Raw genomic sequence first — 26,856 nt, 5'->3', positions numbered from 1 at the left:
GCATGTCCCTCCTCTGTGCGTAGGACCCCGCACCGACCGCCCCATGCCCGGGCGGTCATCAGGCGTCCCCGCACGTTCGCGGCGCCCGTCCGCGCGCCGCCCTCCAGAGGAAACCCGTCGTGTCCTTCTCTTCCTATCGCGCTGTCCTGCGCGCCCCTCACGCCTGCCGTACCTTCGGCGCCGCCCTGCTCGGGCGGCTCTCGTACGGGATGGTGTCCCTCTCCCTGCTCCTCGCCGCCAAGGACGCCACCGGCTCGTACCGGACGGCGGGGACCGTCATGGCCGTCTTCGGTCTGACGAGCGTCTCCCTCTCCCCCGTCCGGGCCCGACTGGTCGACCGGTTCGGTCCGCGGCGGGCCCTGGTTCCGATGGCGGGTGTCTACGCGCTCCTGCTGACGGCGCTGGCCTGGCTGACCTGGCGCCCGGGCGCCTCCGGGAGCGCCCTGGTGGCGCTGGCCGCCCTGGCCGGGTGCTGCACCCCGCCCCTCGGGCCCGTGATGCGGGCGCTGTGGAGCACCCTGGTGCCCGACCGCCTGATGCTGCAACGTGCCTACAGCCTGGACGGGGTGGCCGAGGAACTGCTCTTCGTCAGCGGCCCGTTGCTCGTCGGCCTACTGGTGCGCGGCGCCGTACCGGCCGCGGGCGTGGCGGCCAGCGCGGCGCTGGTCCTGGTGGGCACGCTCGCGCTCGTCTCCTCGCCCGTCGTCCGGTCGCTGCCCGGGTCCACCGGCCCCCGGGCCCGCGCCGAGCGGTCCGACGCCCGGGACGGACGGCCGACTCCCGGACGGCGCCGGTCGTGGTCCTCCGGGCTCGGCGGTGTGGTCGTGGTCGCGATGGGGGTGGGCGCCGGGTTGGGGGGCCTGGACCTGCTCGTGGTGGCCTTCGCGGACCAGCGGCACCAGCCGGGCGCGGCGCCCTGGGTGCTGGCCGCCCTGTCCACGGGCAGTGCGCTCGGGGGTCTTGCGTACGGCGCGGTGGCCTGGCGGCTGCCCGGGCGGCGGCGGCTGGTGCTGATCGCGACCGGACTCGCGGTGGCCCTGGCCGCGGCGGGGCTGGCTCCCAACGCGTACGTGCTGGCCGTACTGGCCGCCCTCGCGGGCGTGTTCATCGCACCCGCCATCACCACGGCCTATCTGATCGCGGACGAGTCGGCCGGTGCGGCCCACCGCGTCCGGGCGGGTGCCTGGGTCAACACGGCGCTCAATGCCGGGACGGCGGGCGGCGCCGCTGCCGTCGGCCTGTTGGTGGGGCGGCTGCCCGTGGCGGGCTGTTTCGTGTGGGCCGGCGCCCTGGTCCTGCTGTCGGCGCTCGCGCTCGTCGCCGTGGAGCGGGTGGGGACGGAGCCCGAGGCGGGGGCAGAGGCGGTGGCGGAGCCCGAGATGGTGGCACGTACATGATCGGTTTGACAGGATGCCGCCATGATCTCCCCCGAGCCGGTACCGCCGGTCGTTCCCGAAGGTCGGATGGCCGCCGCCGATCAGCCCGTGCTCGACCTGGCGGACGGGATGGAGCTGCGGCCCTGGCGCTCTGACGACGCGCCCGCGCTGGTGGCCGCCGGCCTCGATCCCTCGATCCGGTTGTGGAACATGCTCCGGACCTGGACGCCGGACGAGGCGCGCGGGCGGATCGAGGGCATGGGGCGGCGCTGGCAGGCCGAGTCGGGCGCCCTGTGGGCGATCGCCCGCCCCGACGGCGCGGTCGTCGGCCTGGCCGGGTGGAACGACATCGACCTCGCCGCCGGCACCGCCGAGATCCTGTACTGGGTCCTGCCCGAGGCGCGCGGGGGCGGCCTGGCCGTGACGGCCGCGCGGCGCGTGTGCCGCTGGGCACTGGAGGAACTCGGTCTGCATCGGCTCCAGTTGTTGCACTCGGTGGCGAACCCGGCGTCCTGCCGGGTGGCCGACAGGGCCGGGTTCACCCCCGAGGGCACCCTGCGCAGCGCGGTGCTGCACGCGGACGGGTGGCACGACATGCACCTGCACGCCCTGGTGGCGGGCGACCTCTGAGCCCGCTGCGGGGCGCCGCGCGCCGCTCCCGGTAGGGTCCGGCGGATGGATATCCCCACGCCACCCGCCCTGTTGCGCGACAAACAGTTCCGCACGCTGCTGCTCGCGAGCCTCGTTTCGGCGAGCGGCTCGGCGATGGCGCCGGTCGCCCTGGCCTTCACGGTGCTCGGGTTCGACAGCCGTCCGAGCTCGCTGGCCATCGTCCTGGCCGGCAGCACGGCGCCCCAGCTGATCCTGCTGCTCGTCGGCGGGGTCGCCGCGGACCGCTTCTCCCGACGGCGGCTGATCGTGATCGGCAACGTGGTGCCGGCCCTGACCCAGGCGACGGTCGCCCTGCTCGTCCTGTGGGGAGCCGCGAGCACCGCCCGCGTCGCCGTGTTCGCGGCCGTCGCCAGCGGCGCCTCCGCGCTGGCCTCGCCCGCCATGAACAGCCTGTTGCCCCAATTCGTCGAGGCCCCGCGGCTCCAGGAGGCGAACGCGCTGCTGCGCCTGCCGACCAACCTCGTCCGCATCCTCGCGCCCGCGATCGGCGGCGTCCTCGTCGCACTCGTCGGTCCGCAGCTGACCCTCGCGTGGGACGCGGCCAGTTTCGCCATCGCCGCGCTGCTCTACAGCAGGCTCTCGATCGCGGGGCCGGTCGCGGCGCGGGGGTCCGTGCTCCGCGACTTCCACACCGGTTGGAACGAGTTCCGCGGGCGGTTCTGGCTGTGGTCCTACACGCTGTCCGGCACCTTCGTGGTGGCCTTCTGGCTGGGCGGGTACGGGCTGCTCGGTCCGGTCGTCGCCCACGACACCGAACTCGGCGCGGCCGGGTGGGGCACCGTACAGGGGTCGTTCGCGGTGGGACTGGTGCTCGGCGGGGTGCTCTCGCTGCGCTGGCGGCCCTCCCGCATCATGATCGCCTGCGTGGCCGCCAACCTTCCGCTGGCGCTCCCCCTGCTGGCCCTGGCCGCGGGTGCTCCCCTGCCCGTCCTCGCGGTGTCCGCGGCCCTGGCGGGGGTGGGGGTGGACATCTCGATCGTGTGCTGGAACACCGTGATGCAGCAGCAGTTGCCGGGCGAACTGCTGGGGCGGCTCGGCTCGTTCAGCTCGATCGGCGAGCAGCTGGCCGTGCCGCTGGGTTATCTCCTCGTCGGGGCCGCCGCGGCCTCCTGGGGAGCGGCGCCCGTACTGCGGGCCGCCGCGGTGGCGATGACACTGGCCACCCTGGCCCTCTTCGCCGCCCCGAGCCTGTGGGCGCTGCGCCGGGCGCCCGTGGCGGACGGGGCCGCCGTGCGGGTGTGACCTCCGCTCGGGCGGGCTGGTTGCGGCTCCCGTCGGTGACGGATGCCTCCGGCGGGTCCTCAAACGCCGGACGGGCCGGAGGTAGCCGGGGAGCGGGGGGTGGGCGCGGGGGTGGTGGGGAGGGTGGGTACTCTGCGGTGCCCTCGAAGACCGGGGGCGTACCGTCCCCGCCCAGGAGGAACCATGGCCGTCAAGAAGGCCACCATTCAGCAGCAGGTGGCACAGGCCATCGCCCAGGTCAACCCGGCCGACAGACCCCTCGTCACGATCCAGGCCGTGGCCGGCCCCAGCGTGTGGCTCATGAGCATGCTCGGGCTGATCGGGCAGGCGTTCCTCACCTACTACTTCGTCACCGTCACCGAGCAGGCCGTGGTGATACACAAGGCAAGCCGGATGAGCAACCGCCCCCAGGAGATCGCCTTCGCGATCCCGGCCCACGAGGCCGTCGGCATCATCTCCGGCGTCGACCGCAACACCATCTGGAGCTCGTTCCGCCTCCAGCTGCCCGGTCAGGCGAAGCCGACGCGGATGAACGTCCACCGCCTGTGGCGCGCGGAGATGGACGAGCTGCTGGGCCGGCTGACAGGTCAGCCGATCGCCTGACGGTGAACGGGCGGCCGCCCGGCGCGGCCGCCCGCGCCACCTCCACCGCTCAGGAGGTGGCGTCCCGCCGGTTCCTGCGTCCGGTGAGCTGGCCCTGGACGTAGGGGTCCGTCTCCGGGGTGTACGGGCCGCCGTGGGCGGAGAGCACGTCGGTGATCCGCTCCCACTCGGCCACCGTGGCACGGGTCCGCACGTCGGCCGCCTCCAGGTCCCCGGCGGCCTCCTCCGCCGCTTCGAGCGCCTCGGCGCTCTCGTGGTGGGACATCCCCGCGGCCAGCCGCCGCACCTCGTCGCACGCCTCGCGCTCCACCGAGGTGGGGCCGTCCTGCACGAACTCCGGGCCTTCGGCCGTTTCCATGGGGTTTCCTTTCCTCGCACGCTCGCCCTGGACCTGCGGTCGTCACCCGCAGTGCGCATTATGCGCGGGTGGTGGACCGCGCCGTCACCCGGGCGGCTCTGCCGCGGGGGCCGCGGACCCGGCGGGTCCCCTCAGGCCGCGTGGTCCAGGGGGCGGGGGCATGCGGTGACGCCTTCGGCGACGGCGCCGGAGGTGTCCTCGACGAACTCCGCGGCGGCGTCCTCCCGCGCGAGGCGCGCCAGCAGCTCCTTCAAGCGGGCGTTGCGGCCCGTGGCCATCATGTAGATCATCTTCAGGTCGCCGGAGAAGGCCGCGCCGGGGTCGGTGAACCCGACCGGCAGGTTGCGCTCGAAGACGAAGTGGCCGCTCCACGCGAAGGCGAAGAAGGCCGCCGGTACGGTCCACAGCCGTCCGGGCCTGCGGCTGCGCACGGTGACGACCGCGGCCGCCGCGGCGGCGGACATGCCCACGACGTGCATCCAGCGGCTCGCCTCGCTCGTGTGCCCGCGCATGTACTCCTCGAAGCGCTGGTCGAACTCCCTCATCACGGAACTCCTCGTTAGCGGTGGGTGTATGGCCTTGTGTACGAGCCCATGCCATCAGTTGACGGCAGAGCCCGCCTCGTACGACGAGCGCAGCAGCGGGTCGGCGACCGCTCCCCGCTCGTAGCGGCCGCCGAAGCGGTGCTGGTACTCCGCGAACAGCCGGCTGTCGTTGTGCAGGAACAGGACGTCGTGCAGCGCCATGTTCCGCATGGCGAGGAGCGGTACGGGGCTCCGTGAGACGGGGAACCGCGGATTGCGGGCGGCGGGCTCGGGGCATTCGGGGTGGAACTGGCCCAGCATCAGGCCGCCCTCGGCGAGCTCCGCCTTCAAGAGCGCCTGTGTCCGGTCGAGTTCGCTCCACTGCGGTTGCGGCAGGTCGGGCAGGATCAGGACGTAGGCGTACATCGTGGGGTTGGAGCGCGGCCAGTGGGTGGTGCGGAAGGTCCGGGCCATCTCCCGTACCAGGGAGCGCAGTTCACTGCCGGTGGCGCCCGTGAGTCCGGTACGGGTGTGCATCATCAGGGTGCCGGCCCGCTCGGCGGGTTCCACGAAGGGACAGACGTCGCCGTCGCGGCCGAGCTCCTCGTGGGGGCGGCTCACGTAGTCGCGCAGCCACTCCTGGACGACGGCCTCGGCCGCCTCCGTGACGGACGCGGGAGAGGCGGGGGGCAGCACCGCGACGGGCGCGGCGTCGTCGTGGAGCGTCATCGGGGAGCACCTCCCAGCGTGCCGCGCGCCTCGATCACCCCGGTGCCGCCCGGCAGTCGGGTGACCCGTAGCACCGTCAGGCCCGCCTCGCGCAGCAGGGCCTCGGTCTCCTCCCGGGTGCGTTCCCGCCCGCCGTCGAAGAGGGACATCATGTAGAGGTCCATCAGGCCGCCCCACTGGCCGCTCGAACCCTCCCCCGCGTCGCCCGTCGGATCGGCGGCGGACAGGTGGTCGATGAGCACCAGTCGGGCGTCGGGTCCCATGGCCTCACGGCAGTTGCGCAGGATCGCGACGCAGGATTCGTCGTCCCAGTCGTGCAGGATGTGGCGCAGGACGTAGCGGTCCGCGCCGGCCGGCAGGGCTTCGAAGAAGTTGCCCTCGCGCAGCTCGCAGCGGTCCGCGAGCCCCGCGCCGGCCAGTCGCAGGGCGGCCGGCGGCAGGGCCGCGGCGAGGTCGACGAGCGTGCCGCGCAGCTCGGGGCGGTCGGCGAGCAGGCCGGTGATCAGCGCTCCGTCCCCGCCGCCGATGTCGACGACCCTGAGCGGGCCGGTGAAGTCCACCGCACCCAGCAGGCCCTCCAGTTCCAGGGCCAGGCCGGTCTCCTGGGAGCGGTCGAAGATGCGGCGCAGCCGGGTGTCGTCGCCGAGGTGGGAGAAGAAGTCCTGGCCGAAGACCTCGGGGAAGGCGGCGCGTCCGGTGCGGACCACCTGGGTGAGCCGTTCCCAGGCGGGCGCCACGGTGGCGGCGACCAGCAGGGCCGTCGGCAGCGCCGAGCCGGGGTCGTCCGAGCGCAGCGTCTCGCCGAGCGGGGTCAGGGAGAACTCCTCGCGTCCGTCCCGGTGTTCGAGGTGGAGGATCTCGAAGGAGGCGAGGGCGCGCAGCAGTCGGGGCAGCAGGGCGCGGTCGGCGCCGACCTTCTCGGCGAGTTCGGCCGCGGTCAGGGCTCCGCCGCCCAGCACGTCGGCGAGGCCGAGTTCGGCCATGGCGCTGATCGCGCGGGAGCGGAGCTGGCCGTAGATCATCTCGCGCATCCGCCAGGCGTGCCGGGCCCGGCCGGCGTCGGGGACGGCCACCCTCCCGGTCGGGCGGACGGTCTGGCTCGTCATCGGGATTCCTCCACCAGTACGTCGCGGTCGGTGTCGACGGCCCGGTCGCGGGGGCGGTCCCGGAGCGGCATCTCGGCGACCTGGACGTGGAGTCCGCCGCGCGGGATGAGGGCCGGGATGCCGCCGTACTGGGGCCGCAGGGTGAGCAGGTCGAGTTCGGTGCGCTGGGCCAGCCGGGAGAGGACGGCGGGCAGGACGGCTCCGGCGATCCCGGCGCCGATGCAGCGGCGGGCGCCGTAGCCGTAGGGCAGGTACTCGAAGGGCGACGGGGATTGGTAGCCCTCCTGGTCGGTGTCCCAGCGCTCGGGGCGGAAGGCCCCCGGGGCGTCCCAGACGGCCGGCAACCGGTGGGTGATGTACTCGCTGACCGCCACGGTGGCGCCCGCGGGGATCAGGTGACCGCGGTGCCGGAACGCCTTGACGACGCGGCGCGGGCTCATCACGACGGGCGGGTGCAGCCGCAGGCTCTCCTGGACCACCCGGCCGGTGTAGCGCAGCTTGCGCACGGCGCCGGGGGTGGCGCGCGCGCCGCCGAGGACCTCGTCCGCCTCGGCCCGCAGCCGCTGCCAGACGCCGGGATGGGCGAGGGAGTTGTAGACGGCCCAGCCGATGCCGGAGCCGACCGGGTCGTAGCCCGCGATCAGCGCGCTGACGACCATGTCGCGGATCTCCTGGTCCGTCATCACGGCTCCGCCGTCGGCCAGCATGACCGAGATGAGGTCCTCGCCGCCGCGAGCTCCGGCCTCTCCGGTGTGGCGCCTGCGGGCTATCTCCTCGTAGATGCGCTCCTCGACGGCGGCGATGCCGTCGAGGGCGCGCCTGCGGGCCCGGGTCGGCAGGCTCCAGGCGACCATCTGCTGGGGCAGCGGATTGTCCATCAGCTCGTGGATCTGGTCCAACTGGCCGATCAAGTAAGGGGCTTGTGCGGCGATCCGATCGCCGCAGAAGAGTCGGAGCATCGCACCGCGGATCGCCTCGCGCAGTGCGGCGTGGATGTCCAGGCGCTGCCCGGGGCGCCAGTCGTCGATGGTCCGGTCGACGGCCTCGACGATCATCCGGGTGGCCTGCTCGACACCGGGCCGCTGGAAGGAGGGCAGTGCCTTGCGCTTGCGGCGGGCGTGCGGCTCGCCGTCGGTGACGACCAGGGCGGTCTCTCCGGCGATGGGGCGGAGCATGTCGTAGGCGCCGGCGAAGCGGAAGTTCTCGGGGTTGCGCATCACCAGGGCGTTGGCCTGGGGCCCGAAGAGGAAGTAGGTGCGGGTGGGGCCCAGCCCGAAGGCGCTGACCTCACCGTACTCGTCCTTGAGGTGCTCCAGCCCTTCCGGCAGCGAGCGCTGGAACGCTCTGACGGTGCGCACCACTTGAGCCGGTGTGCGCGGTCCGGGGACAGCGGCCATGCGGGAACTCCTTCGGGGCGGGTGGGGGGAGGCGGAGGGGTGTCAGGCGGTCTTCGGGGCGGTGGCGCCGTCGTTCTTGCGCCGGGAGTCCAGGGCCAGGAAGTCGCTGCCGAAGAGGATCACGGCGCCGATCGCCACGGACAGGGCGGTCGCCCAGCCGGGGGCGCGCAGCACGAGCACGGAGGCGAGGAAGGCGGTCGACAGCAGCATGTCGGCCTTCAGGACGGCGTTGGCCGCCCGGTTCTCCACGGCCCGGGCCATCGCCCGGCACTGTTGGAAGGCGGCGACGGCCCAGGGCAGTGCCACCAGGGTGCGCAGCGGCAGGCTGCCGGCCAGGACGAAGCCGGTCAGGGACAGGTATCCGATCAGGGTGACCACGGTGGCGGCCCGGGCGGCGGAGAGCCGGTCGGGGAAGACGGTCGCGGAGGTCCGCAGCCCGGCCTCGCGGTCGCCGTCGTAGTCCGGGAGGTTCTTGACCATGCCCTTGGCCACGAACCAGATGATCAGGAAGGCGAGGATCGCCCAGGCGTCCCCGGTGAGCCGCCGCACCCCGGTGGGGGCCGCGAAGTAGCCGAGGAGGTACGGGCCGAAGACGGCCAGGCTGAAGGCGAACAGCCCGGTCACGGGGCGGGCCTTGAGCCGGCCGGGGAGGAAGGAGTACTGGTGGGCGCCGACCAGCGCCAGGGTCATCGGGACCACGTACGCGACGCTGTAGAGGAGCGAGGCGCCGATGAGTACGGCGGACATCGCGTGGCTGATCCACAGCAGTCGGCGGTGCCCGATGCGCAGGACCTGCCAGACCCGGCCGGGGAGGTTGCGGCTGTCCTCGGCGAGGTCGGTGTAGGCGTTGTAGGTGTTGGCCAGCAGCCCGTAGACCAGGGAGATCGCCAGTCCGGCGAAGAGGAGCCCGCTGACCCCGCCGCCCGCCACCGTCCAGCCGAGCGCGAAGGTCAGCATGCCGGGGACGCAGGTGCGCGGCCGCCCGAGCATCAGGGTGATCCGTACGGTCTCGCCCCAGCCCGCGGTGCCGGGGGTGGTGCGCACCGCTTCCTCGCGCCGGTCCGGGCCGAGCGCGGCGAACTCCTCGGGTCCGGGCAGGGGCGGGGCGTGCGCGGGCGATCGGGCGGCGTTCATCGTCACGGGGTCGTCCTCCATCCGCGGGGCCCGGGCCCCGCGCTCGTCGCGCGGGGACCGGGCCGTGCGTCACGTTCGGTGGTCAGACCATGACGGCGATCACTTGACGATGGCTCAGATCCCCCTCGAAACCGCTTCGAGGACCGCTCCGGACCGCCTCGGTGGCGGCGGCGCGGCGCCGCGCGGACGAGGCCCACCTGGGAGGACCGGGAGGACGCCGCTACGGATCACGTCCGGACGTCGTCCGGAGCGCATCCGGATCCGGTCGAGGGCGGCTGGAGGAATACCTGGTGAACGGTGCCCAGAATCTCGCGTAGAGTGGTGTTCATCGACGCGGGGTGGAGCAGTTCGGTAGCTCGCTGGGCTCATAATCCAGAGGTCGCAGGTTCAAATCCTGTCCCCGCTACTCATGCGTGAGGCCCCCTCGACATTCGTGTCGAGGGGGCCTCTGCGCGTTGTGCGTCCGGAAGCGGAAGCGGAACGTCATCCGTGCAGCAGGTCCGGTCCGATCTCGCCGAGGGTGGCGGCGCCCGCCAGCGCCATCCGCAGCGAGAGCTGCTCCCGGTACGAATCGAGCAGGGCGGCCACGCCGTCGGCGCCGCCCAGGGCCAGGGCCCACAGGACCGGGCGCCCCACCAGGACCGCGCGGGCGCCCAGCGCGAGGGCGACCAGGACGTCCGTGCCCGTCAGGACGCCCCCGTCGACCAGCACCGGGACGGTGTCCCCCACGGCCCGGACCACCGGGGGCAGCGCCTCGGCGGTCGCCGCGGCGCGGTCGAGCTGGCGGCCGCCGTGGTTGGAGACGATCACGCCGGCCGCTCCGGCGGCCACGCACGCCTTCGCGTCATCGGCCCGCAGCACGCCCTTGACCAGCACGGGCAGCCCGGAGATCCGCTTCAGCTCGCCGATCACCTCGGGGCCGATGGAGGGGTCCTGCTCCCAGCCGGGCGTGCGGGTGGCCAGTCCGACGGAGCGGCACAGCTCGTCGTCCTGGGGCAGCGGGAGCGGCAGGCCCGCGGTGGCCTTCGGGGGGACGTAGGGCGCGTCGACCGTGAGGACCAGCGCCCGGGCTCCGGCAGCCGTGGCCCGTTCGACCTGGCGGCGGGTGATGTCGCGGTCGCGCAGGCAGTACACCTGGAACCACCAGGGCCCGGCGGCCGCCGCGACGTCCTCCGGGTACCGGGTGGCCCGGGAGGAGAGCACCATCAGGGAGCCCGCGGCGCGCACGCCCGCGGCCGTGGCCACCTCGCCCTCGTCGTGCGCCATCCGGTGGAAGGCGGTCGGCGCGGCCAGGACGGGCGAGGCGAGCGTGCTGCCGAGCAGCTCCAGGGAGGTGTCCACCGCGGAGACGTCCCGCAGGACGCGCGGGGCGAGCCGCCGGGTCCGCCAGGCCGCCGCGGCCTCGCCGGTGCTGATCTGCTCGTCGGAGCCGGCGGCGTAGAAGTCGTAGGCCGCGGCGGGGAGCAGGGCCCGGGCGCGCTCGGCCAGTTCGGGACCGGCCGTGATGTCGTCCTTCACCGCTGCCCCCTCAGACCCACTCGTCGGCGCCGGCCCGGTCGCCACCGACGACCCGGACCGCGAACTCCAGGCCGGCCACGGCCTGTTGGGCGCGGGCGATCGCCTCGGCGGCGTCCGCGCCGCGGACCCGCACGAAGGCGGCGCGGGACTCGGAGCTGTCCAGGTCGCCCACGGTGTCCCCCGCGTCGAGGAGCGCTTCGGCGACGACGACGTCGGGCAGCCGGGCGGCCTCGGCCAGGCCGTTGATCGCGGTGAGGGTGCCGCGCGCGCGGGGCACCGCGAACCAGATGGCTTCGGGCCGCCGGTCCACGGACGGGTCCGCGAGGGTCTTGCGGATGTCGGCGAGCACCGACTGGCCGAGGGTCTGGCGGACCACGCAGTCGACGAGGTCGACCCCGGTGACGTCCTGGACGAGGTAGGGGATCTCGTCCCCGGCGAGCCGTACGTGGGTCTCGATGACCCGCGGACCGGCGTCGGTGAGCACGACCTCGGTGTGGGTGACCCCGTAGCGGATGTCGAGGGCGTCGAGCAGGCGGCGCACGTAGGCGTGCACCGACCCGCTCTGCTCCGCGTCGAGTTCGGCGGGGACGACGTGGCCGACCTCGACGAAGCCGACCGGATCGGAGTACTTGCGGGTGATCGCGAGGATCTCGTGCTCGCCGTCCTCCGAGAAGGCCTCGACGCTGAACTGCGGTCCCACGTGGAAGCGTTCGACCAGGACGCCCGCGTCGGGGATCACCTCGAAGTCGCGCGCGGCGCGGGCGAAGGCGGCCTCGGCCTCCTCCACGTCGCGGACCACGGACACCCCGAAGCTGCCGGCCCCCTGGGTGGGCTTGACCACGCAGGGGGTGCCGTGTTCGGCGAGGAAGGCGCGCAGCTCGCTCGCGTCGGCGACCCGGGCGACCGGGGTCTCGTCCACCCCGGTCTCGGCGAGCCTGCGGCGCATCGCGTGCTTGTCGTGCACGTAGGCGATGGTCCGCGGGCTGTGGCAGGGCAGGCCCAGGGCCTCGGCCACGGCGGCGGCGCGGTCCTGGTCGCGTTCGCCGAAGGTGCCGACCCGGGTGAAGGGGTGCCGGGCGTGGACGGCGGCGGCCAGGGCGATCCACTCCTCGTCGGGGGCGTCGCTGCGCAGGGCGAGCACCCGGTCGTGCTGCCCCGGCTTGCGGATCTTGGGGACGAAGTCCATCCGGCACAGGATCGTGGTGGCCACCTCCGGGCCGCCGACGTCACGGATCAGTCCGGGGACCTCGCGGCCGCCGCCGACGATGAGTACGTGCTCGGTCATGTGGTCACCTCGGTGGTTACGGGGGTGGACGGGGCGGCGGCCGGCGTCGCCCGGGGGCCGCCGGTGGCCCGTACGACGAGCGCGGCCACCGCGAAGATCCCGGCGAGCAGCGCCCAGCCTATGCTGCCGAGCGGCAGCATGACCGAGGTCATCAGAACCGGCCCGATGATCTGCTGGCCGGTCACGCCGAGGCTGAAGGTGGCCAGGTAGCGGGACCGGGCCGGGGCCGGGGACATCTCGTACGACAGGTTCCAGACGGCCACGGAGTGCAGGTTCTCGCCGACCGTGAGGAGCACCACGGCGAGCACGGCGCAGGCCGCGGCGGGCCAGACGGACACGTGCTCGGCGCCCGCGAAGAAGCCGCACGACAGCAGCAGCGGCAGCAGCGCGACCCAGACGAGCTTCAGGGCGCGGGCCGTGGTCTCCGCGAACTTGGACACGTAGACCTGGAGGAGCACCGTGAGGACGGTGTTCACGGCCAGGAGCACCGAGACGGCCGAGGTGGGCGCGCTGGTGGCGGTGGTGAGCCAGAGCGGCAGCAGTACGAAGAGCACCGAGTCGTGCAGGGACAGCACGCCGTTGGAGAGGGTGAAGAGCATGAACCGCAGGTCCCGGAAGGGACTGCGGACGGGCTCCTCGGCGGCGGCCCGCTGCGGGACGTCCTTCACGACGGCCGCCGCGACGGGCTCGGTGGTGGACGCCGCGCCGGACGCGGTGGCCGGGGACGTGCCGGGGGCCCGGCGCCGCAGCCGCTCCACGACCGTGGCGATCACGAAGAAGGTCAGCGCGTTGCCGAGGAAGAGCGCGACGAACGCGGCCCGGCTCTCGACCGCGAGGACCGCGCCGGCCAGCAGGAAGCCGGCCGTCAGCCCGATGTTGCGCACCGAGCGGATCGAGGCCATGGTGCGGGTCTGGTTCTCGCCGCCCTCGATCAGCCCGACCACGACCTGCTGGAGCGGCGAGCAGCCCCGGTCGAGGGCGGTCAACACGCAGGTCAGCAGCGCGTACGGCCAGAAGTCGTGGACCAGCGCGAAGCCCGCGTAGCCGACGCCGCGGGCCGCGAGCAGGCCGACGTACACCTTGGCGGGGCCGACCCGGTCGGCGAGCCGGCCCAGCGGGACCGGGCTGAGCAGGCCGACGACGCTCGCGACGGCGAGCACCAGACCGACCCGTTCGGCCGGGAAGCCGACCACCGTGACGAAGTACAGGGTCGACGCGGCGAGGAACATGCCGGAGCCGACCGAGTCCACGGCGGCGCCCGCGGCGAGCTTGCGCCCGGCGGGGGTCCTGGGCAGGATCGCGACCAGGAAGCGGGCCAGGCGCCCGCTCGGCGAGGTCCGCACCGTCGGCGGGGTCTGCCGGTCCGTCATGCGTCACGCCCCGCGGCGGTGTCGCCCGCGGCGCCCGCGCCCCGCAGCCACGCGGTGAGTTCACCGGTGCGCCGGACGTGGACCTCGGTGGCCGCCTCGGGCGGGGGCTGGCGCAGCCAGTTCCAGGTGTAGCGGCGGGCCGCGTTCACGTACTGCGGCCCCGTCCCCCGCTCCGCCTCCGGGTGCGCGTCCGCCTCGGCCAGGAGGGCGGCGGCCAGCTGGATCCGGCCGATCCGCTCGACCAGGACCCAGCCGCCCGCGGCGGTGAACGCGGGGTCCGCGCCCACCCATTCGTCGCGGGTGACGCCGAGGCCGGCCAGGGCCTCGGCGGCGATGTCCCACGCGGCGGCGGCCCGGCCGGCGGGGCGCGGGCCGAGGGCCGCGCGCAGCCGTTCCACCGCGCCGTCGTAGTACTCGGGGCGGGCGGCGAAGGTGACCACCGAGGTGACCAGGCCGTGCGCGGCGTCGGCGCTCTGCCCCTCGCGCACGGGCACCGTGTCGGCGACGTAGGTGTCGACGCGCGAGCGGGTGCGCACGACGTCCTCGCCCACCACCCAGCGCACGCAGGCGTGCATCATCTCGTCGACGTCGTCGCGCACCGGGGCGGACTCGGCGGCGCGCAGCCACGCGCGGGCGGCCCCCAGGTCGATCAGCCGGTCGCACACCTCCTCGCCCCACGAGGTGTGCCCGGTGCGCGGGGCGGCCTCCGGCGCCGTGTCGGGCAGGGCGCCGGCGGCGGCCTCCAGACGGGCCACCGCCTCGCCGACCCCTGCGCGGGCGCGGCCGTATCCCTGGTGGTCCTGGTGGCGCTCGCCGCTCACACGCGCTCCAGCCAGCGCTCGTACGCCTGGTTGCGGCCGCGCACGACGTCCTGGAAGAGACCGCGGAGTTCCTTGGTCACGGCGCCGACGCGGCCGTCGCCGACCGGGCGCTCGTCGACGGAGGCCACCGGGACGATCTCGGCGGCGGTCCCGGTCAAGAACGCCTCGTCCGCGATGTACACCTCGCTGCGCGGGATGCTGCGCTCGACGACGGTCAGTCCGAGGTCGCGGGCGAAGGTGATGGCGGTGTCGCGGGTGATGCCGGGCAGGATGCCGTCGCTGACGGGCGGGGTGACCAGCTCGCCGCCCCGCAGCATGAACAGGTTGGCGGCCGAGGCCTCGGCGATGTGCCCGTTCGCGGTCAGCATCAGCGCGTCGTCGTAACCGGCGCGCTGCGCGCCGACCTTGGCGAGGGCGCTGTTGACGTACGCGCCGGTGGCCTTGGCCAGCGGCGGGACGGTCTGGTTGGAGTTGCGCTGCCAGTTGCTGACGATGAGGCGGCAGCCCTCGCTCTCCGCCTTGTCGCCGAGGTACGAGCCCCAGGGCCAGACCGCGATGGACATGCGGACGGCGTCGAGGTTGGGCGCCACGCCCATCTCGCCGTAGCCGAGGTAGGCGATGGGCCGGATGTAGCAGGAGGGCTGGCCGTTGACGCGGACCAGATCGAGGACGGCCTGGACCAACTCCTCGTCGGTCCAGGGCAGTTCCATCAGGTAGACGCGGGCGGAGTCGCGCAGCCGGGCGATGTGCTCGCGCAGCCGGAAGACGGCCGGGCCGGTCTCGGTCTCGTAGGCGCGGATGCCTTCGTAGACGCCCCAGCCGTAGTGCAGGCTCGGCGTGAGCACGTGCACCTGGGCCTCGTCCCAGGGGACCAGTTCGCCGTCCATCCAGATGAAGGGGGTCGGGGTCAGTGGCATGTCGGCTCAGTCTCCTTGTGGGGTGGTGCTGTTCGGGCCCAGGCCGCGCAGCCGGCCGTTTTCGCCGTCCCCTTGGAGGCGGACGGTCTCGGTGAGGACCTGGTGGCCCTCGCCGGTGAAGTGGAACCAGCCGTGGCGGGGTTCGAGGTCGCAGCCGCGCAGCTTCTTGGCGTCGTAGGCGGCGAGGCCGTACCAGATGTCCCGGACTCCGTTGGCCAGGGACCAGCGGATGGTCTCGTGGTAGGTGAGGGCGAAGTAGACGCCCTTGGCCCGGTCGTCGTCGAAGCCGGCGGTGCGCCCGAAGAGGGCGTCGCCGGAACGGAGGTAGAGGACGAAGCCGAGGGTCTCGCCGTCGCGTTCGGCGCTGAGGACGAGGGCGCTGTCGCCGACGGTCTCGCGGATCGCCGCGAAGTCCCGCTCGACGCGCGGACGCCCGCCGGGCAGGCCGTACTTGGCGCGCAGGGCGACCTGGAGGTCGACGACGGGGCCGGTGAGGGCGTCGGCGCCCTCGCGGATCACCGTGGTGAATCCGGCCTCGGCGTACTCGCGCAGTTCGCGGTTGGCGCGCTTGCGCTTGCGGCTGACGAGGGTGGCCAGGTAGGTGTCCCAGTCCGGGGCGTCGAGGCGCAGGACGGATTCGGCGCCCAGGACGGCCGGGACGTGGCCGAGGTCCGCGGCCGCGGGGCCGAGGGTCCGGGCCTGTTCGTCGGTGGCGTACAGCAGGGCGTGGCTGGCGCAGCCCAGGAACCGGGCCGCGTCCTCCAGCAGCCGCGGCAGTTCGGCCAGGACCTCGCGGCGCTCGTCAGCGGTGCGTCCGGTGGCGTGCACGATGCCGTGGTGGGAGCCGAAGACGGACAGCGCGACGGAGGGGTACTGGGCGGGGCGGGCCCGCTCCAGGGCGGGGGTCAGCTCCTCCCAGCGGGTGCGCTCGTCCTCGGTGAGGTGGGCGGGGTCGCCGAAGGCTCCGAGGTTCCCGGTCATCTTGGGGACGTCGTAGAAGAGCAGGCCGCCGCCGTCCCGGGTGAGCAGCAGCGGGGCGAGGGCCACCAGGGCGCCGTCCGCGGCGTGGACGGCGAGGTAGTGGGTCTCGTGCAGGTCGGTGCGTTCGGTGAACCGCCACCAGCGGTCGTCGTCCCAGATGACCGGGGGCCGTTCCAGCGCCGGGAACTCCCGGGCGGTGGGGCGGCTCGCGGCGTCGAGGACCTTGGCGGAGTACTTCACCGCTCCTCCTCGACCGCTGCGGCGACCAGGTCCCAGCCGAAGGCGGCTTCGGTGTCGGCCTCGGTCTTGGCCAGGAGGGCGAGCAGCTCCCCTTCGCCCGCGGCGGTGACCAGCCAGGTGGCGATGAAGTCGCCGGACTTGCGGCCCGCGTAGCGGGCGCCGCCCCAGTCCTCGCCCACCTCGGCGAGGACCGCGAAGTCGCGGGTGCCGTCCGGTGCTCCGCTGGGCACCCGGGTGATGCGGCCGTTGCGCGGCGGAAGGCCGAAGTTGGCCACGAGGGGGGCGGCGTGGGCGTGGGCGCGCACGGCGTCGAGGTCCACGGGCAGCCCGCATTCGATCCTGGCCCACAAGTGCCGCGGGTCCAGGCCGAGCACGGCCTCCAGCATGGCGGGGATCGGGGTGCCGCCGACCCGGCCGGCGATCTCGCAGAGCACGATCTCGTCGGCGTCGGTCACGAAGAACTCGGCGTGCACGAAGAGCGCGGGCGCGGCGGGCAGCGCGGCCACCAGCCGCCACGTCTCGTCCACCAGCCTGCGGTGCAGCGGGTCTTCGCGCTCCAGGGTCCAACTGCCGTTGCCGGAGTCGGTCCAGTGGGAGAGGCAGCCGCCGTCCGTGTAGAGGGAGGGGACGGAGACGACCGGTCCACCGCCCGCGTGCAGGGCGTCGACGTGGAAGAACCGGCCGGCGACGAACTCCTCGACCTCGTGGTCGCCGGCGCGGATCCGGTCGGCGACGGCGGGCAGGTCGTCGGGGGTGTCCAGGACGGCCACGCCGGTGGAGCCGGAGCCGCCGCGCGGCTTGACGACGACCGGGCCGGGGTGGGCGGCCATGAAGGCGAGCACGTCGGCCGGGGAGTCGGCCGGGGCGAAGGCGGGGACGCGGATCCCGCCCGCGGCGGCGAGCTCCTTCATCCGGACCTTGTCCCGGTAGGCGCGGGCGCTCTCGGGGCGCTGGCCGGGCAGGGCGAACTCCTCGCGCAGGGCGGCGGCGCGCTCCACGTCGACCTCGGCGAGGGCCAGGACGCGGGTGACCCCGTACCGCTCGCACAGGCGGCGCGCGGCCTCCCGTACGGCCGTGTCGTCGAAGTAGTCGGCGACGGTCTCGACGGCCTGGAAGCCGGGACCGGGGTCGACGCCCCGCGCGGTGACGGCGAGCAGCCGGCCCGCCTCCTCGCCGAGCCATTCGGCGAAGGGCAGTCCGGCGTTGCGCGGGCTGAGCAGGACCAGGATCATGCGCCCGCTCCCGTTCCGTGGTGTGCGGCCAGCTCGGCGAAGGCGCCCGCGGTGTGCGGGTCGAGCGGGATGCCGTCGGCGGCGCGCTGCTCGGCGCAGCGCCGCTGCGGGTCGCCGGGGACCTGCACGGGCTGGGTGGCCTCGACTCCGGGCCGGGTGGCGCGGGTGGTGCCCACCAGGTCGGCGAAACCGGCGGCGAAGCTCTCGGCGCCGCCGAACGCGGCCGGGTCCAGGCAGATCAGGAAGTGGCCGACCTGGCGGCTGCGGCCGGGGGCGGATTCACCGATGTGCTCCAGGTGCCAGTCCGCCGGCGAACCGGTGAGGACGGCGCCGAGGAGGGTGGCGACCATGGCGAGGCCCTGGCCCTTGTAGCCGCCGAGCGGGGAGAGCGCGTGAGCGTCCTCGGGGTCGGTGGCGGGGCGGCCGTCGGCGTCGGTGGCCCAGCCCGCGTCGAGGGCGCGGCCGTGCTTGCGCCGCTCCTTGATCTCGCCGAAGCAGACCTGGCTGGTGGCCATGTCGAGGGCGAACTCGTCGCCGTCGTCGGCGGCGGCGAAGCTGAGCGGATTGGTCCCGTACAGCGGGGTGGTCCCGGAGAAGGGCGCGACGCGGGAGGCCGCGGAGGTGGTCACGATGCCGACGAGGCCCTGGGCCGCGAGGTGGCGGCTGTAGACGGAGGCGGCGCCGAAGTGGTTGGAGTTGCGCACGCCCACGGCGGCGACGCCGTGGGTACGGGCGCGCTCGGCGGCGATCCGGGCGGCCGCCAGGCCCGCGACCACGCCGAGGGCGCCGTCGGCGTCGAGCATCACGGCGGCGCCGGAGTCCCGCACGACGCTGATGTCGGGGCGCGCGGTGGCGATGCCCTGTTCGAGTTCGGCGAGGTACTGCGGGAGCAGCCGCAGGCCGTGCGTGTCGATGCCGCGCAGGGAGGTCTCGGTGAGGGCGGCGGCCACGTCACGGGCGTCGCCCTCCGGGACGCCCGCGGCGCGCAGCGCGGCGACCGCGGTGGCGGTGGCGACGGCCGCCGTCACCAGGCCCGCCCCGGCGGCGGGCGCGGCGGTGGTCGGGGATGCGGGGGCGCTGGTCATGCGGGTGCCTTCCAGACCAAGAGGGATTCGGCGACCGGCGTCGCCGCGGCGAAACCGGTGGTGCGGGCCGCTTCGGCGAAGCCGGCGGCGTGCTCGGAGCGCATCCACACCGTGTCGGCGCCGTCGGCGACGGCGCGGGTGACGGCCGTGCGGAGCAGGGCGGCGATCTCCTCCGTGCCCGCCGCATCCTCGAAGGAGAAGTCCATCAGCCGGCGCACCGCGTCGCTCGGCCCGTTCCCGGGCAACGGCCGACGCCGTTCGACGAGTGCGGCGACGGGCACCGCCTCGCGGTAGACGGCCAGGGCGCCGCCGTCCCAGCCGGCGCGCCCGCCCAGGGTGGGTCGCACGGTGAAGGCGGGTCCCGCGAAGTCGGGGACGAAGCCGGTGCCGGGAGCTTGCGGCAGGGTGATCCGGCCCCGGTCGTCGAGCAGCACCCCGACGCCGGTGTCCACGGCGAGCAGGGCGATGGAGTCCGCGTCGAGGTGGTCCACGTACGGTCCGAGGTGGGCGGTGGCGGAGACGCCCGCGCTGGATTCCGGCATGCAGCCGAGCATCGTGCCCAGGCCCGCGGCGCGGGCGCGGCGCAGCATCCGCAGCGCGGGGGTGATGCCCCCGGCCTTCATCAGCTTGAGGTTGACCCCGTGGAACGCCCGGACGCAGGCGTCGAGGTCGTCGGGCCCGGTGATGCTCTCGTCGGCGTACACCGGGATCGGTGAGGCCGCCTTGAGCGCGGCGGCGTCCTCCCAGCGCTCGCGCGGGAACGGCTGCTCCAGGAGTTCCACGCCGAGGGCGCGCATGTCCTCCAGCGCGTGGAGCGTCGCGGCCAGGTCCCAGCCGCAGTTGCCGTCCACGAAGAAGGGGGCGTCGGTGTGCTCGCGCAGCGCCCGCAGGACGTGCAGGTCGCCGGGGGCCGCGAGCTTGACCTTGTAGGCGGGCCAGCCCGGCTGGTCGCGGAGCTTGCGCACCATCACGTCGGGCTCGTCGAGCCCGATGCTGTAACTGGACTGCAGGGCGCCGGGCTCCTCCCCGCCCAGGTGGCGCCAGAGCGGTACGCCCGCCAGCCGGGCGGCGAGGTCGTGCGCGGCGACGTCGAGCGCGGCCAGCAGGAAGGGCGAGCCCGCGAGCAGCGGGGCCAGCACGGCCCAGCTGCCCTCGGGGTCGTCGGCGGGCAGTGCGCGCACGGTGGCCGCCACCCGGCGCAGGTCGTCGTGCATGGCCGCGAGGGAGGAGTTGTAGCGGTCGGTCATGAAGGCCGAGGCCTCGCCGAAGCCGGAGCGGCCACCGGCGGACAGCTCGACGAGGAGGCCCGGTTGCACCGGGATGGCCTCGCGGGCGCTGCGCCAGACGTCGTGGTCGGTGAGCCGGATCTCGTGGACGGAGAGCCTCATGCGCTCAGCTCCGGGAACGGCGGGAAGGCGGCCCCGGAGGCGGACAGCGGCTTGAGGTCGTCGTACCACTGGGCGTGCTCGTCGTAGGCGGCGAAGAAGGGGCGGCCGACCCACTCGGGGCGGCGGGCCTGCAGGAAGCTGAGGACGAAGGCGCGTTCGCCGCCGACCTCGGCGGTGCCGTGGATCATCACCTTGCCCGGTCCGGCCGACATGACCGGGCCGCGCGCGGTGCGCGCGAGGCCGGAGACCCCGCGCAGCGCCTCGGTGTAGATGTCCAGGGCGCGCACCAGGGGCAGCCCGAAGTAGTTGCGCGCCCCGGTGTCCCGTTCCACGAACATGTAGTAGGGGACGATGCCGAGGTCGACCTGCATCTGCCACATGCGGGCCCAGGCGGCCGCGTCGTCGTTGACGTGCGCCACCAGGGGCGCCTGGGCGCGGATCACCGCGCCGGTGGACCGGATCCGGGCGATGGCGTCCCGTACCGCCTCGGTCTCCAGCTCCCGGGGGTGGGAGAAGTGCGCCATGACGGCCACGTGGCGGCCCGCGGCGACGGCCTGCTCGAAGAGGCGTAGCAGGTCGTCGGCGTCCTCACCGGTGGTGAAGCGCGCCGGCCAGTACGACAGGGCCTTGGTGCCGAAGCGCAGCGTGCGGATCGCGTCGGCGTCCGGTTCCAGCAGCGGCTCCACCCAGCGGCGGATCACGTCGGTGCGCATGATCATCGGGTCGCCGCCGGTGAAGAGCACGTCGGTGACCTCGGGGTGCCCGGCGAGGTAGCCGGTCAGGTCGGCAGGGTCGCGCAGCGCCTGGCGCAGCTCCGCCTGGCTGACGAACTGGGCCCAGCGGAAGCAGTATCCGCAGTAGGAGTGGCAGGTCTGCCCCTGGGAGGGGAAGACCAACACCGTTTCCGCGTACTTGTGTTGGAGCCCGTCCAGCCGACGGCCGTCCAGCTCCGGGACGTTGGCCTCCAACTGGCCGCCGGGGTGCGGGTTGAGTTCGAGCTGCGCGGCCGCGGCGGCCAGGCGCAGCTCCCCGCGGGGGGCGCCGGCGTCGAGCAGCGCGGCCATCCGGTCGAAGACGTGCGCCGGGAGCATGTCCCGGTGCGGGAAGGTCAGTCGGAAGATGGGGTCGTCCGGCGCGGCCGACCAGTCGATCAGCTCGTCGGCCACGTACTCGTTGACCTTGAACGGGAGGACGCTGCCGACCACGCGCAGGTCACGCACGTACTCCGCGGGCATGCCGCGGTCCAGTGCGAGCTGAGCGAGCCGCTCGTTGGCGTAGTGTTTCACCGGAACTCTCGATTCCTCTTCTGCTGCAACGACATCGGCGGGGCGTCAGCGCGCGACGTGGGACTTCGACCAGTCGAACTCGACGAGCTCCTGCACGCCCATCCGCTCGATGAGCGTGTGCAGTCCGGTGTAGTCGCGGACGAGGCGCTTGCGGCTGGTCTCGGCCTGGCAGTCGGCCAGCATCTCGTGGCCGCCCTCGATCTCGGCGAGGTCCATGATCCGGTGCCAGGTGGTGTAGTCGGTGGCGACGAACGCCTCCAGCCCCTCGAAGAGCATGTCGCGGAAGAACTTGCCCTGTTCGGCGTCGAGCTTGTCGTGCACCATCTCGGCCAGGACGGCGGAGATCGAGGCGTGGCAGTACTCGTCGCGGTTGTGCAGCTTGGCGGTGCTGCTGTTGACCGGCTGGATGTGCGGGTCGTCGGCCAGCAGGTCGAGGTAGGCGTTGATGGAGATCTCGGACACGGTCGCGAAGGCGAGCGTGGTCAGCGACTTCTGCCAGCGGTGCGAAGCGCCCTCGCGCAGCCGCATGTGCTCCCGGGCCGTGTGCGAGATGGGCAGCTCGTTGTCGGGCATGGCGCGACCGCGCCGACGGCGGGTGAGCGCGCTCGCGTTGAGGTGCATGAGCGTGTGGTACTGCTCGTCGACCATGGCCTGCGCCAGCGAGATGTTGAGCGCCTCGTCCTGGAGCATGGGGTACTCCCCCTCCATGACGAGGGCGAAGGCCGGGTTGGCCACCTTCTGTTCGGCCATGATCGTGTGCCGGTTGTACGCGATCCACGCCCAGCTCATCAGCTCGGACTTCTTCGCCGGGTCCAGCGCCTGGTACGTGGGGTGGTCGTGGAAGGGCAGGATGCCCTCGGGGTAGTCGGGCCGGTCCACCTCGAACAGCTCGTCGAGGTCCGGCTCGTCGCGCTTGACGGTGGCCCTGCGGTGCCAGTTGCCGACGAGGCGCCGGATCACCGCGGTCTCGACCTGGTCGTTCGGGTCGTAGCGGGGCACGCCTTCGGGCAGCCCCCGCAGTTCCTCCGGCAGGCCGGTGGGGAACTCCTCTTCCTTCTCCGAGTGCACGACGTTCTGGGCGATGGTGGTCATGGTCCAGCCTTTGGGGATCGGTGTTCCTGGGTGCGCGGTGCGGGGCGCGGCCGGCGCGGCCCGGCCGCGCCACCGGGGCGAGCGGTCCCGGTGGAGCGGCGGCGGGCCGACCGCGAGGGCCGACGCGGTGCGGCGGCGCGGTGCGGCCGTCGCGGTGCGTCGTGTGCCCTGCACCGGCCGAGGCCGTGACCCGGCGCCGTGTACGTGCGCGGGCCCGGCTCGGGCGCGGCGTCGCGGTGGTCGCTCGGCGCCGGCCGACCGGCGCCGAAGGGTCGGAGCCGGGCGGCCGGTGCGGGCGGGTCAGTGCTGGGCGGCGATCCAGTAGCGGGTCAGGTGCCGCTTGGCGTCGCGGTAGGCGGAACGGGCGTGCACCATGCGCTGGTTGTCCCAGACGAGGACCGCGCCCTCCGGGATCAGCACGGACCGCTTCTGCTCCCGGAAGAACGCCTCGGCCTGCTCGGCGAGGTGGATGCCGAAGCTGCCGAGGGGCAGTTCAGCGGGATCGACGCAGGCGTCGACCGGCGGGTCGTACTGGCCGGTGGTCAGCAGGTTGTAGCTGAAGCGGACGATCTCCCGGCCGCCCGCGGTGCGTTCGACCACGGGACGGCGTACGCCTTCGGTCCCGACGCCACCGGTGTTGTGGCCGAGCCAGTCGATGTCGCGCTCGTAGAGGGCCGCGCGGTCCTGCGCCGGGAGGGACTCCACGAACGCGCGCATGTCGGCCAGCTCGGTGTGGCCGCTGCCGCAGGTCGCCTGGACCCGGCAGTGCAGGGCGAGGTAGCTGGGCGTCGGGTTCCAGCCCGGCGCCTCGGTGTGCACCAGGATGGTGTTGACGCTCTTCGAGTAGCGGCGCTCCTCGAAGCCCGGAGCCGCCTTGACCTGGTAGCGCAGCGATCCGTCGTACTGCGGGACGAGTTCGCCGAAGGCGCTGAGCACCTCGGCGGCCTGCTCGTCCGTTTCGATGTCTGTGAGCAGAGTACAACCCTGTTCCGCAAGTTCCCATGCGTGAAGATCAAGGGCTGTGGTCATGACGAACTCCCCCGAGAATCTGTGGCTTTGAGTTGCCTGGCGATCGGATCACGATCGCGCCGGACTGCATCCCGGCTTGATATTCGAGCAGCGCGGCAGACCTGGCAATGTTTCGAAAAGTGAGATGGGTCACCGCCGCCCCCCGCAACCGAAACAGCCACCACCAGCCCCGCTGCCTGCGGTTGGTCCACTTCGGACAGTCGGGACGGTATACGGGACTGTCCGGATAACGGCGATCGGAATGTCAGATACCGCACATCGACGGCACTCCCCCGCGGCGCGGGTCCCGCCCCACGCGCCGACCCCCGGTGGCGGTGAAGGCAGTGACGAACGGTGCGCCCCACACCCGCTCCGGACCGGAACGGTTGCAAACGGACGCGGATCACCCACACGGAGCGACACCACGGCGGACCTGGCACACCGTCACCCGTTACCGGCCATCCGACGGCGCCGGGAACCGTTCGCCCCGCAGTTGTCCGGATCTCGTCGTTCCTCTTGCTCCCGGGGGTCTCCGGGCGCCCCTCCCGCCCCGTCGTCACCGCGGGTTCGGGACGCCCTCGTCGCGCGCACCCGTCGACGGGGTCCGTGGCGAAGGTCACCACCGCGGCGCGGCCACGGCGGCGCCGGATGCGGCCGCGCCGCCCACCGGACGGGCCCGACGGACCGGGGGTCCGTCAGGAGTTGTCCGATGGGCGGCGCGATCGTCCGCCCGGGTGCGTAGACGAGGTAGCACTCGCGGCGCGTCGTGACGGGCGGGTTGTCGTACGGCGAACGGCGGGTGTACGCACCCCCGCGCGTGCGGATCCCCTACCCGAGGCGCAGCACCCTGGCCCCGAACGACGGCTCGACCAGGTCCTCCTTCAGCGCCAGCGGGATCGTGGCCGCCCCGGGCCCGTCGCCCAGCACCAGCTCACCGACCTGGGTGCCCGCCTTCGCCGCGTGCGGGAGCGTCTTGCCGCCGTCGGTGAGCTTCAACCGCACCTTCTGTCCCGGTACGCCGGCCACCTGGCCGTCGCGCGTGGCCACGAGCGCGGTGCGCTTGCCGAGCTTGTCGTCCACGTACCCGACGACCTGGCCCTTCTTCACGGCTCCGGCAGCCGTCAGGGCGCCCCGCACCGACTCGATGATCTTCTTGGTGTTCGCCTTGACGAGCTCCAGGCTGTCCAGCGCGTCCTTGTCGGGCGCGGGAGCGCGCTGCTCCAAGGTGGCTCCCACGATCAGCTGGTCCTTGCCGCCGACCGACTTGTACGCCGCCCACATCAGGGCCCCGCCCGCCGCCGAGCTGGAACCGGTCTTGATGCCCGCGACGCTCAGGTTGGCCAGCAGCAGGCTGGCGTTGTTGTTGATCAGCGGCTTGGGAAGGCCCTGGATCGGGGCGCTCGGCATGGACACGATCGCCCGGAAGGCGTCGAACCGCATGACCGCCTCGGCCAGTTTGAGCTGGTCCTCGGCCGTGCTCTTCGTCCCCGCGTCGAGTCCGCTGGGGTCGGTGTAGGTGGTGTTCGTCATGCCGAGTGCCTTGGCGGCGGCGTTCATCTTCTCGACGAACGCGGCCTCCGAGTCGCTGCCGCCGTCCCACCGGGCCAGCAGCCGGGCGGCGTTGTTGCCCGAGGGGATCATCAGCATCTTCAGCACGTCCTGCTGGCTGTACTTGGTGCCGGCGGTCAGCCCTTCGACGCGCGACTCGTCCGCGGACGTGCCGTCCGCGACCATCTTGGCGTCGATCTCGATCTGGGGGCCGGCCTCGCCCTTCTTCAGCGGGTGGCCCGTGAGGATGACGTACGCCGTCATCACCTTGGCCACGCTCGCGATCGGCACGGGCTTCTGCTCGCCGAAGCTGCCGATCTCTCCGCTGCCGACGACGCGCATCGCGCCCTGGCCCGCGCTGGGCCACGGCGGGGTGTAGGTCCCGTCGAAGGTGAAGGACGCCGCGGCGTTCCCGGTGGTCACGGTCGGCGCGGGCAGCGGCCGGACCAGCTGGGCCACCACGGCCGCGCCGACCAGCCCGAGCAACACGGGCGTCCAGATCTTGACCCGGCGGCCGAGGGTGCGTGCCGTGGTCTCCTGCGGCGGGGGCGTGTTGGTGAGCTGCGCCAGCAGGTCGAGGGGCGGTACGGGCTGCGGGGGTTGCGGGGCGGTGGGCCTGGCGGCGGGCTCGGCGGCGGGGGCCGGGGCCTTGGCAGGGGCCACCGGGGGTGCGGCGCGCTCCTTCGGGGTCGCGCCCTTGGCCCAGGACGGGGTGGTCGGGGCGGGGGCGGCCGGCGCCTTGGCCGGTGCGGCCGTCGCCTCCAGCGGCTTGAGGGCGACGAAGGTACTGGTCCGCTCGTTGTCGGACTCCGGCACCGCCGCCCGGCCTGCCCCTGCCTCTGCCCCGGCTCCGGTCGACTCCCCGTCATCGGTCCCGGACGAGTCCTCGGTCGCGGCCTTCGACGCAGCCTCGCCCCGGGCGCCCGCCCCGGCCGACGCCTCGGTCGAAGCCTTGGCCGGAGCGTCGGTCGACGCCTTGGTCGATGCCTCGGCCGGGGCGTCGGTCGACGCCTCGGGCGACCCCTTGGCGGGGGCCTCTGTCGGTGCCTCGGCCGCCGGCTCGATCGGCGCCTTGGCGGCTGCCTTGGTCCGCTCCTCGCTCGACGCCTTGGTCGATGCCCCGGCCGGCCCCTTGGCGGGGGCCTCGCTCGACGGCTTGGGCGATCCGTCGACCGACGCCTTGGCGGGCGCCTCGCTCGACGCCTTGGTCGATCGCTCGACCGGCGACTCGGTCGAGGCCGTGGTCCGCTCCTCGCTCGACGCCTTGGCGGGGGCCTCGCTCGACGGCTTGGGCGATCCCTCGGCCGACGCCTTCGCGGGGGCCTCGGGGCGTGCCTTGGTGGGGAGGTCGGCCGTGGCCGGGGTCGGTGCCGGGGCAGCATCCTCGGTCCCGGCCTCGTCCCCGGTCGACGTCTCGGTATCGGCTGCCGCCACGGCTTCGGGTCGTGCCGGCTCGTTCGCGGGCTCGCGTGCGGGTGGGGCCGCCTCGGCGCGGGGGGCGGGGTCCGGCTCCGGCTCCCGTTCGCTCGCGGGGGCGGGGACCGCGGCCTGTTCGGCGGCGACCGGGGCGGCTTCGGGGGGCGCCGGTTCGGGAGTGGACGTCTCCACCGCGTCCGCGGTCGAACCCTGCGCGCTCTTCGACGTGTCGGACGATTCGCCCGCCACTGGTACCGCCTTCATCCCTCGTGCCACCTAGCTTCTACCGGCCGGGACCCAGCCCGCCCTCTGTCTCGTGGTGTCGGTGACGCCCCCGCGGGGGTGTCACTCGATCATGTAGAGACCCCGGAGGCACCCATTGGTTCCGGGAAAACGGCCCTAAATATCCGCATTGCGTCCGGCGGCGCGCCCAGGGGGTGGGGGGGGGGGGGGGGGGGGGGGGGGGGGGGGGGGGGGGGGGGGGGGCGGGGCTAGCAGGTCACACCCCATCCCACCCCACCACCTACG

At 73.8% G+C, this 26,856-nt stretch carries 22 protein-coding genes, 1 tRNA gene and 1 pseudogene; 5 read left to right on the top strand and 19 right to left on the bottom strand.

What is annotated here, in order from left to right:
* Nucleotides 1-95: 95 nt before the first annotated feature.
* The 4 genes and pseudogenes from ACZ4UB_RS11900 to ACZ4UB_RS11885 all read left to right on the top strand — a co-directional run.
* Nucleotides 96-1,397, top strand: a pseudogene (locus tag ACZ4UB_RS11900) (MFS transporter); the annotation flags it as partial.
* 21 nt (nt 1,398-1,418) lie between these two features.
* Nucleotides 1,419-2,006, top strand: a complete 588-nt coding sequence (locus tag ACZ4UB_RS11895; protein ID WP_468069999.1) for a GNAT family N-acetyltransferase — start codon at nt 1,419-1,421, stop codon at nt 2,004-2,006.
* 45 nt (nt 2,007-2,051) lie between these two features.
* The gene (locus tag ACZ4UB_RS11890; RefSeq protein WP_468069998.1) at nt 2,052-3,290 is read left to right on the top strand and encodes an MFS transporter; all 1,239 of its coding nucleotides are present in this window, start codon (nt 2,052-2,054) and stop codon (nt 3,288-3,290) included.
* A 183-nt stretch (nt 3,291-3,473) separates the two neighbouring features.
* The gene (locus tag ACZ4UB_RS11885) at nt 3,474-3,893 is read left to right on the top strand and encodes a hypothetical protein (protein WP_468069997.1); all 420 of its coding nucleotides are present in this window, start codon (nt 3,474-3,476) and stop codon (nt 3,891-3,893) included.
* Between the two features lie 49 nt (nt 3,894-3,942).
* On the opposite strand, the gene ACZ4UB_RS11880 is transcribed toward ACZ4UB_RS11885, so the two are convergent.
* From ACZ4UB_RS11880 to ACZ4UB_RS11855, 6 genes are all read right to left on the bottom strand, one after another.
* Nucleotides 3,943-4,251, bottom strand: coding sequence for a hypothetical protein (locus ACZ4UB_RS11880; protein WP_468069996.1), 309 nt, complete (start codon nt 4,249-4,251; stop codon nt 3,943-3,945).
* Between the two features lie 131 nt (nt 4,252-4,382).
* Complete coding sequence (locus ACZ4UB_RS11875; RefSeq protein ID WP_468069995.1) at nt 4,383-4,796, bottom strand: Mpo1-like protein; 414 nt, start codon at nt 4,794-4,796, stop codon at nt 4,383-4,385.
* Between the two features lie 54 nt (nt 4,797-4,850).
* Nucleotides 4,851-5,504, bottom strand: a complete 654-nt coding sequence (locus ACZ4UB_RS11870; protein WP_468069994.1) for a DUF6875 domain-containing protein — start codon at nt 5,502-5,504, stop codon at nt 4,851-4,853.
* Nucleotides 5,501-6,610, bottom strand: coding sequence for a methyltransferase (locus ACZ4UB_RS11865; protein WP_468069993.1), 1,110 nt, complete (start codon nt 6,608-6,610; stop codon nt 5,501-5,503). Before ACZ4UB_RS11865 ends, ACZ4UB_RS11870 begins: the two co-directional genes overlap by 4 nt.
* Complete coding sequence (locus tag ACZ4UB_RS11860) at nt 6,607-8,007, bottom strand: cytochrome P450 (RefSeq protein ID WP_468069992.1); 1,401 nt, start codon at nt 8,005-8,007, stop codon at nt 6,607-6,609. Before ACZ4UB_RS11860 ends, ACZ4UB_RS11865 begins: the two co-directional genes overlap by 4 nt.
* A gap of 42 nt (nt 8,008-8,049) precedes the next feature.
* On the bottom strand, nt 8,050-9,141 hold the full coding sequence (locus ACZ4UB_RS11855; RefSeq protein ID WP_468070158.1) for a UbiA family prenyltransferase: 1,092 nt from the start codon (nt 9,139-9,141) through the stop codon (nt 8,050-8,052).
* A gap of 332 nt (nt 9,142-9,473) precedes the next feature.
* Between ACZ4UB_RS11855 and ACZ4UB_RS11850 the strand changes: the two genes are divergently transcribed.
* Nucleotides 9,474-9,547, top strand: a tRNA-Met gene (locus ACZ4UB_RS11850).
* A 77-nt stretch (nt 9,548-9,624) separates the two neighbouring features.
* On the opposite strand, the gene ACZ4UB_RS11845 is transcribed toward ACZ4UB_RS11850, so the two are convergent.
* The 13 genes from ACZ4UB_RS11845 to ACZ4UB_RS11785 form a co-directional block, all read right to left on the bottom strand.
* Complete coding sequence (locus tag ACZ4UB_RS11845) at nt 9,625-10,659, bottom strand: alpha-hydroxy acid oxidase (RefSeq protein WP_468069991.1); 1,035 nt, start codon at nt 10,657-10,659, stop codon at nt 9,625-9,627.
* A 10-nt stretch (nt 10,660-10,669) separates the two neighbouring features.
* Complete coding sequence (locus ACZ4UB_RS11840) at nt 10,670-11,944, bottom strand: ATP-grasp domain-containing protein (RefSeq protein WP_468069990.1); 1,275 nt, start codon at nt 11,942-11,944, stop codon at nt 10,670-10,672.
* Nucleotides 11,941-13,314, bottom strand: coding sequence for an MFS transporter (locus ACZ4UB_RS11835; protein WP_468069989.1), 1,374 nt, complete (start codon nt 13,312-13,314; stop codon nt 11,941-11,943). The genes ACZ4UB_RS11840 and ACZ4UB_RS11835 overlap by 4 nt, the downstream gene beginning before the upstream one ends.
* Nucleotides 13,311-14,135, bottom strand: a complete 825-nt coding sequence (locus ACZ4UB_RS11830) for a hypothetical protein (RefSeq protein ID WP_468069988.1) — start codon at nt 14,133-14,135, stop codon at nt 13,311-13,313. The genes ACZ4UB_RS11835 and ACZ4UB_RS11830 overlap by 4 nt, the downstream gene beginning before the upstream one ends.
* Nucleotides 14,132-15,052: a branched-chain amino acid transaminase gene (locus tag ACZ4UB_RS11825; protein ID WP_467958105.1), complete on the bottom strand. Its 921-nt coding sequence runs from the start codon at nt 15,050-15,052 to the stop codon at nt 14,132-14,134. The genes ACZ4UB_RS11830 and ACZ4UB_RS11825 overlap by 4 nt, the downstream gene beginning before the upstream one ends.
* A 6-nt stretch (nt 15,053-15,058) precedes the next feature.
* Nucleotides 15,059-16,273: a GNAT family N-acetyltransferase gene (locus ACZ4UB_RS11820; RefSeq protein ID WP_468069987.1), complete on the bottom strand. Its 1,215-nt coding sequence runs from the start codon at nt 16,271-16,273 to the stop codon at nt 15,059-15,061.
* Nucleotides 16,270-17,505 carry an ATP-grasp domain-containing protein gene (locus ACZ4UB_RS11815; protein ID WP_468069986.1) on the bottom strand — a complete coding sequence of 412 codons (1,236 nt, stop codon included), beginning with the start codon at nt 17,503-17,505 and terminating at the stop codon, nt 16,270-16,272. Before ACZ4UB_RS11815 ends, ACZ4UB_RS11820 begins: the two co-directional genes overlap by 4 nt.
* The gene (locus ACZ4UB_RS11810) at nt 17,502-18,590 is read right to left on the bottom strand and encodes an Ldh family oxidoreductase (RefSeq protein ID WP_468069985.1); all 1,089 of its coding nucleotides are present in this window, start codon (nt 18,588-18,590) and stop codon (nt 17,502-17,504) included. The genes ACZ4UB_RS11815 and ACZ4UB_RS11810 overlap by 4 nt, the downstream gene beginning before the upstream one ends.
* Nucleotides 18,587-19,978 (bottom strand): dipeptide epimerase, encoded by a 1,392-nt coding sequence (locus tag ACZ4UB_RS11805; RefSeq protein WP_468069984.1) that lies wholly within the window; start codon nt 19,976-19,978, stop codon nt 18,587-18,589. Before ACZ4UB_RS11805 ends, ACZ4UB_RS11810 begins: the two co-directional genes overlap by 4 nt.
* Nucleotides 19,975-21,264, bottom strand: a complete 1,290-nt coding sequence (locus ACZ4UB_RS11800; RefSeq protein WP_468069983.1) for a KamA family radical SAM protein — start codon at nt 21,262-21,264, stop codon at nt 19,975-19,977. The genes ACZ4UB_RS11805 and ACZ4UB_RS11800 overlap by 4 nt, the downstream gene beginning before the upstream one ends.
* 45 nt (nt 21,265-21,309) lie before the next feature.
* Nucleotides 21,310-22,356 (bottom strand): diiron oxygenase, encoded by a 1,047-nt coding sequence (locus ACZ4UB_RS11795; protein WP_468069982.1) that lies wholly within the window; start codon nt 22,354-22,356, stop codon nt 21,310-21,312.
* A gap of 300 nt (nt 22,357-22,656) precedes the next feature.
* Nucleotides 22,657-23,385, bottom strand: coding sequence for a TauD/TfdA family dioxygenase (locus ACZ4UB_RS11790; protein WP_354381743.1), 729 nt, complete (start codon nt 23,383-23,385; stop codon nt 22,657-22,659).
* 807 nt (nt 23,386-24,192) lie between these two features.
* Entirely contained in the window at nt 24,193-26,592 is a 2,400-nt protein-coding gene (locus ACZ4UB_RS11785) for a serine hydrolase (RefSeq protein WP_468069981.1), read from the bottom strand.
* Nucleotides 26,593-26,856: the final 264 nt, after the last annotated feature.

Source organism: Streptomyces sp. NPDC028419, assembly GCF_055565515.1.
Note: the sequence above shows the minus strand (reverse complement) of the source record. Positions and strands in the feature narration are given on the sequence as shown.

Coding starts and splice junctions, on each gene's coding strand:
- ACZ4UB_RS11895 (WP_468069999.1), top strand. CDS start 1,419: ATGATCTCCCCCGAGCCGGTACCGCCGGTCGTTCCCGAAGGTCGGATG.
- ACZ4UB_RS11890 (WP_468069998.1), top strand. CDS start 2,052: ATGGATATCCCCACGCCACCCGCCCTGTTGCGCGACAAACAGTTCCGC.
- ACZ4UB_RS11885 (WP_468069997.1), top strand. CDS start 3,474: ATGGCCGTCAAGAAGGCCACCATTCAGCAGCAGGTGGCACAGGCCATC.
- ACZ4UB_RS11880 (WP_468069996.1), bottom strand. CDS start 4,251: ATGGAAACGGCCGAAGGCCCGGAGTTCGTGCAGGACGGCCCCACCTCG.
- ACZ4UB_RS11875 (WP_468069995.1), bottom strand. CDS start 4,796: ATGAGGGAGTTCGACCAGCGCTTCGAGGAGTACATGCGCGGGCACACG.
- ACZ4UB_RS11870 (WP_468069994.1), bottom strand. CDS start 5,504: ATGACGCTCCACGACGACGCCGCGCCCGTCGCGGTGCTGCCCCCCGCC.
- ACZ4UB_RS11865 (WP_468069993.1), bottom strand. CDS start 6,610: ATGACGAGCCAGACCGTCCGCCCGACCGGGAGGGTGGCCGTCCCCGAC.
- ACZ4UB_RS11860 (WP_468069992.1), bottom strand. CDS start 8,007: ATGGCCGCTGTCCCCGGACCGCGCACACCGGCTCAAGTGGTGCGCACC.
- ACZ4UB_RS11855 (WP_468070158.1), bottom strand. CDS start 9,141: ATGAACGCCGCCCGATCGCCCGCGCACGCCCCGCCCCTGCCCGGACCC.
- ACZ4UB_RS11840 (WP_468069990.1), bottom strand. CDS start 11,944: ATGACCGAGCACGTACTCATCGTCGGCGGCGGCCGCGAGGTCCCCGGA.
- ACZ4UB_RS11835 (WP_468069989.1), bottom strand. CDS start 13,314: ATGACGGACCGGCAGACCCCGCCGACGGTGCGGACCTCGCCGAGCGGG.
- ACZ4UB_RS11825 (WP_467958105.1), bottom strand. CDS start 15,052: ATGCCACTGACCCCGACCCCCTTCATCTGGATGGACGGCGAACTGGTC.
- ACZ4UB_RS11815 (WP_468069986.1), bottom strand. CDS start 17,505: ATGATCCTGGTCCTGCTCAGCCCGCGCAACGCCGGACTGCCCTTCGCC.
- ACZ4UB_RS11810 (WP_468069985.1), bottom strand. CDS start 18,590: ATGACCAGCGCCCCCGCATCCCCGACCACCGCCGCGCCCGCCGCCGGG.
- ACZ4UB_RS11805 (WP_468069984.1), bottom strand. CDS start 19,978: ATGAGGCTCTCCGTCCACGAGATCCGGCTCACCGACCACGACGTCTGG.
- ACZ4UB_RS11795 (WP_468069982.1), bottom strand. CDS start 22,356: ATGACCACCATCGCCCAGAACGTCGTGCACTCGGAGAAGGAAGAGGAG.
- ACZ4UB_RS11790 (WP_354381743.1), bottom strand. CDS start 23,385: ATGACCACAGCCCTTGATCTTCACGCATGGGAACTTGCGGAACAGGGT.
- ACZ4UB_RS11785 (WP_468069981.1), bottom strand. CDS start 26,592: ATGAAGGCGGTACCAGTGGCGGGCGAATCGTCCGACACGTCGAAGAGC.